The sequence below is a fragment of the Bacillus sp. GMa5/1 genome, from assembly GCF_050172015.1.
Lineage (GTDB): Bacteria > Bacillota > Bacilli > Bacillales > Bacillaceae_G > Bacillus_A > Bacillus_A cereus.
This window is the reverse complement of the sequence record NZ_JBNLYC010000252.1, coordinates 1-4,775: the sequence shown is the minus strand read 5'-3', so window position 1 is coordinate 4,775 and position 4,775 is coordinate 1. Positions and strand designations below refer to the sequence as shown.

Here is a 4,775-nt window from a genome sequence, read left to right as displayed (position 1 = left end):
TGGGGGAAAAGATGAGATTAGAAAAACAATTAATAAAAAAGATGTATTATGAAACGTTCCTAATGGAGAATGAAACAAAGTCAATTCTTGACGTACTTGGACAAGCTTATGTAAACGAAGAACGAAATGAGATTTCTGATGGGTCTTATATTCGTTTTGCACAAGGTGAATTTTATTATCGTCATCAAGATTTTGAAGCAGCTATTTTTAAATGGGAGAAGGTTAGTAATGAATTAGCACCATGGGCACAAAAAAATATTGCGGATGCTTATTTCGAACTTAATCAATTACCATATGCTGAAAATATTTATACTTCCATTACTACTGATAATAAAATATTGATGACCGAAATTAGGTTACAATTACTTTCTCTTTACATTGAGCAAAATAATTTTGATTCAGCTTTCGGTGTTATTAAAGAAGCAGTTTCTTTAAATCCTGATTATCCGAACGTCACAAAAATTGCCCGTTCCTTTTATGAGGAACAGCAAGATTTTGATAGTGCAGTAGAGCTTGCTGTGAATGAGTTAATTCGAATAGAGTCGTATCCGTGGTTTGAGGTGTTAAAAGGATATATCGATAAAGGGTTTACTAAACATATTTCACCAGACTATTTTTATGATGCATTAGCTACATTAAATAATGTAGATCAAGTACAATTTACACAAATGGTTTCATCACTTTGGAACAGTTATAAAGATGAACCAAATTATTTATTATGGCTTAATACAATAAATGAATTTTTCTTACATATTGAAATACATTCGTCCGATATATGGAACAAAGTTTCTGCTCTTTACGAAGAAACGTACTTTACATTAATTCAAGGTCAATATACGCTTAGACAATTAGACGATATCATACCAAATCTGTTAGCAAACTGGTTAAAGGTAGTCAATCCATCTTATGCTGTATTTCCATCTGCAGCTGTATTGGCATGGGATGAGATTTTCCCTTCCAAAATAGATTCAGCAAATATAGAACATGCGGAAAACTTACTGTCACATTCTATTAATCATGTAAATGGCTTAGAGTACAGCTTACACCTTTTTGAATCTATTACACAGTGGGCACAAAAGCAGAATATAGAAATAGGTCACCGATTTAAATGGTTAGTTGACGAGCTCGCAGATTTAAGAACAAATCGTATTTTAGTAACGGGAACTTCAGGGAACGGAAAAACTACATTTATTAACTCTATATTAGGAGAAAATATATTAGAAAAATCAATTTCAAATGTAGTAGTTTTAAAAAATGATGCTCATATAGAAATAAACGCTATAACAGACTCAGCAATTACAACAACGGAAGATATCACTGATTACCATAATATGATGTCTCAGCACCATCAAACATATAGAGATAGAGCGTGTGTTGAATTTAAATTACCATGCAGATTTTTAAATGAAAATAAACTTACATTTGTAGTGACACCTGGCTTTAATAGAAATAACGACACTAGAGATGAGATATTCGAATATTTAAATTCTGTAGACGAATTACTGTTCGTATTGAATGCGGATTCACCTTTTACTGATAAAGAACGTGACATTCTATTAAGTATTCAAGAACATACGCCAAATTTACAAATTCATTTCTTATTAAATAAAATCGATAACATTTACAGTGAAGCAGAAGTGAAAAGGGTATTACATGATACGGCAACGAGAATAAATACATATTTCCCGTATGCGAGAATTTTCCCTTATTCCTCGTTATATACAAGTAGTCAACAATTAAATGGTTTAATCGAGTTTATTCATTTTAACTTTAATCATAAAAATATCGATGCAGAACGTACTGAAAAGTTATTATTTTTCATTCGAAAAACAATTACATATCTTTTGGAGAAACGTGTTGAGAAAGAAAATAACCTGGTGGATGCTATTAATTGGAATGAAGATATGCTAGTGAAACTAAACGGTAGCATTAATAACCTTACTGCATTTGAAAGGGAAAAAATTCATTTCATTACACAATCATATCGTTCAATGAAGACTGAAATTACAAATGATCTTACCGAAAATATTCCGAAGATATTAAAGAGCTGTTCTAATTTAATTAGTGAAGAAAGTGATTTCGGGCACATGGATACGGAACTAAATAAAGCAATGAATGAAAGAGTGCATAAATATTTAGAACAAACTGTATTACCTAATCTTGCTCTTTCTATGCAAAATTGGATTGCAACTTCTAATAATGAGCTTCTTCAAAGTCAAACGTATTTAGAAGAACTTAGTGAAGGGCTTAATTCACTATTTGGAGAAAATAAAATACAGTTAGAATGTGACTTTAAAGTGCTTGATGACTGGCGCAGAGATACTGACAGGATGACGACTAGAATACAAATGGATGAAGTAAATATTTTACGTCGATTTACGCCAGCACAATTTTTACTAAAAAGTGCCGGTAAATTATTTGGAGTTCTTCCTAAAAATAAATCTATGCTATATAACAAATATAAACAGTATGTAGAAAATGAAGATTATACTGAAGTAACGGCTTCTATTATGAAGAAATTTTTCTTGCAATTTGAGCTGTTTGAAAACACACAAGAGAGGGATATTCATATATTCTTTAGGAATCCATTTAACTCCTTAAAGCAAGCTGTAGAAAATACGCAATTAGAAATACAAGAAAAACAAGAGATGTTACATAAAATGAAATCAAATCCTGAAGTTTATCATGATTCTATCATGCTCTTTGAATTGAGATTGCGTCAATGTGAAGTAATTTTAAATATAGGTAATGATAATACCTATACAGATGTAGCTTTAGAAACAAGTGTAGAATAAAAGTAAAAGGGAGCAACTGTAATAAGTTGCTCCTTTTTCATATAGATTATTTTTCTGTTTCTTTAATTTTAGTTTGTACTTCGCCAGTTTTAATTTTATTGCTTTCTGAGAAACGTAATAAATCGCCTTCAATAATTTTGTCAGACATTCGTAATTCATTTTGTGCACGTTTAATGAGGGCTTGAGCTTCTTTTTTTGGTAAATCTACAATTTCACCTGTTATACGGTCGTAGAAAGTGTTGTTTTTGTATGCATACTTATCTGTAACGAAGCTACCATCACGTAAAACAACAAAGCCAGTATATTCATCTGAAAACATATCATGGCCAAAACGGATATCATTCGTAGAATCAACACCTAATAAATTTAGAATAGTAGGTTTCATATCGATTTGTCCCGTAGGCTTTGAAATAGTTTGACCTTCTGTTTGTCCAGGAATATGAATATATAAAGGCGTACGTTGTAAATTTAAAGTATCAAATTCTGTTATTTGATCTTTTTCTAAAAACTGTGCCATTGCACGATTATGTTTTTCGGAAATTCCATAATGATCACCGTATAACACAATAATAGAATTATCGTAAAGCCCCTCGGCCTTTAGACGTTCAATAAATTTTTTAATGGATTCGTCTAAGTAACGTGCTGTTACGATGTAACGATCAAATACGCCATTACCAGAGTTGTATGGTTCAATGAATTTTGTATCTTCATCATACGTAAATGGATAATGGTTTGTTAAAGTAAGGAAACGAGCATAGAATGGTTGATTAACAGTTTTTAATATATCTACTGATTGATCAAAGTATTCGATATCTTTTAATCCCCAATTTAAATTTGTTTCTGGTGTGATTTTGTAATCAAGTTCATTATAGTAACGGTCATAACCAAGAGCGGAGTACATAATATTACGATTCCAAAATGTTGCGTTATTCGCGTGAAATACAGAAGTGAAATAACCTTGTTGACGTAAAATTTCTGGAGTTGCAGTATAATCATTGTTACCGTGTGTGAAGAATACAGCTCCTCGATTTAATGGATACAACGACGTATCGATTAGAAATTCTGAATCGGATGTTTTCCCTTGACCAGTTTGATGGAAAAAGTTATCAAAGTAATAACTTTCATTTATGAATTCATTTAGGAATGGTGTAACTTCTTGCCCGTTCACTGATGCGCCTATTAAGAAGGTCTGCAAGGATTCAAGAGTGACGACAATTACGTTTTTTCCTTTCGCTGCACCAAACATATTAGGGTTTGGCTCGCTTTGATTTGCTTTTACGTAGTTTTCAGTTTCTTGTAATTTACTACTATCAGCAAGTGCTTTTTGTGACCCAGCTTTTACTTGCAGTGTTAAGTCATATACTTGGTGAGTATATAAGCCTAAATTTTTGACAAGCATGACTCGGTCGAATGATCTTGTTAATAATTCAGGGCGCTCTTTTTCTGCAAGATGTAGATTCGCAAAGAATACACCAATCGTTAAAAGAAAGTATAACAAGCGCGTAGAATGAGTTACACGTTCTGTTTTAAAGACCAATGATTTCTTTTTTAATAAAATAAAGAAGAAAACAATGTCTACGAATGCGAGTATAATTTTGTAGTTTAATATTTCTATAATACTGCCGCCTAATTGGCCAAAGTTTGAGGTTTGTCCAAGTACTGGTAATGTAACGAAATCACTATAAAAATCATAGAACATTACATTTCCAACAAGCACGATTGTTAATAAGAAATTAATACAGAGCGCTATATAATTTCGCTTTTCACCAGTTGCAAATAATGCTAATCCAACAAATGCTAATGATGCGGCTAGAGGGCTAATAAACAAAATGAGCTCTTGCGTTGAAGACTCGATTTTTAAATCAAAACTGAATCGCGTAATAAGATATGTTTTTAACCATACTGCTAAAGCCATTATTATAACAAAACTTATATTTTGCATTTGTAAATTTATTTTGTTCTTCATTTTTACACCTTCTT

2 protein-coding genes are annotated in these 4,775 nt (G+C 31.8%); one reads left to right on the top strand and one right to left on the bottom strand.

The genetic code is table 11. From position 1 onward, the window contains the following. Window positions 1–11 precede the first annotated feature (11 nt). On the top strand, window positions 12–2,795 hold the full coding sequence (locus ACQGSG_RS26665; protein ID WP_001235334.1) for a dynamin family protein: 2,784 nt from the start codon (window positions 12–14) through the stop codon (window positions 2,793–2,795). Between the two features lie 46 nt (window positions 2,796–2,841). Here ACQGSG_RS26665 and ACQGSG_RS26660 read toward each other — a convergent pair whose 3' ends face one another. Next, window positions 2,842–4,761, bottom strand: a complete 1,920-nt coding sequence (locus ACQGSG_RS26660; RefSeq protein WP_000791028.1) for an LTA synthase family protein — start codon at window positions 4,759–4,761, stop codon at window positions 2,842–2,844. Window positions 4,762–4,775 lie beyond the last annotated feature (14 nt).